The sequence below is a fragment of the Stenotrophomonas humi genome, from assembly GCF_001431415.1.
In the GTDB taxonomy this organism is placed as follows: domain Bacteria; phylum Pseudomonadota; class Gammaproteobacteria; order Xanthomonadales; family Xanthomonadaceae; genus Stenotrophomonas; species Stenotrophomonas humi.
The window spans coordinates 1-896 of sequence record NZ_LDJI01000073.1 but is presented as its reverse complement, the minus strand read 5'-3'; the positions used below and the strand labels follow the sequence as shown (position 1 = coordinate 896).

Annotated in this window: 1 protein-coding gene; it reads left to right on the top strand. The window is 64.5% G+C overall.

Translation table 11 applies throughout. From position 1 onward, the window contains the following. Positions 1-531 precede the first annotated feature (531 nt). Positions 532-896 (top strand): DUF1289 domain-containing protein (locus ABB26_RS19095; protein ID WP_338062633.1); only part of this gene is annotated, 365 nt, incomplete at its 3' end.

Here is an 896-nt window from a genome sequence, read left to right as displayed (position 1 = left end):
TGGAGGCGTTGATCAAGGCCATTCCGGCGCGCAAGACGTTCTTCGCAGATGCAAAGTACCCAGCGGCCACCTGGGTGCAGGTCAGCCGGCTGTTTGACCGTGCGCACCTTCTGGAAGTGGAGTGGACCGTACGGCTCAGGTAAACCCATTCCGTGTTCCCGGCGGATCACGGACAAGGATATGCAGAGGCTGGCTGAGCGCGCCTGGGTTTGCGGATGATCAGCGATTCTGTCCACTTCTGCTGGAATGCTCCGGGCGTGGCTTGGTACGCGCAGGTTGCCGCCATCGCTTGCAACGCGGGATTCAGCCCCGGCTATCGTTGGCTGCAGATGGAGCTGTGCGTTGCGGTTGTGCCGCGGGCAATCGGCGGCCTTCCCGGAGAAGCTCCGACAAGTTGCAGGCCCTGCAAGGATGATGAGGTGATCACCCGGTTCATTCGCCCGCGAAGGCGCGGCGAGTGCGCGTGGGCGGGTGTGGCATTGGAGCCTCACCAACGCAGGATGTGAGCATGAGGACGCCGGGGAAACGGCAATGCGTTGCCGCACGAAGCCGCGGCCTGGTCGGCATGGGCGCTGGCGCGCAGTCAGCACAAGGTCTAATGCGGTTGTGCTGTGCGCTGTCATCGCGGCGCGCTACGCTAGTGGGATGTCTGAATTGATGGATCCGCCGCGCAATGCCGTTCCCAGCCCCTGCATTGGCCTGTGTAGCCTGGACAGTCAGGGATACTGCCGGGGCTGCTGGCGCACGGGTGGCGAAATCGGGAGCTGGATGCGCATGAACGACAGCGAACGGCGCCGTTTGATGGAGCAGGTGCTCCCTGAGCGCGCCAGCGACGCGACCGCATTCGCCGCGCGGCTGGCTGGTCGTGAGCGGTTGCAGCAGGCCCTGCTGCCGTT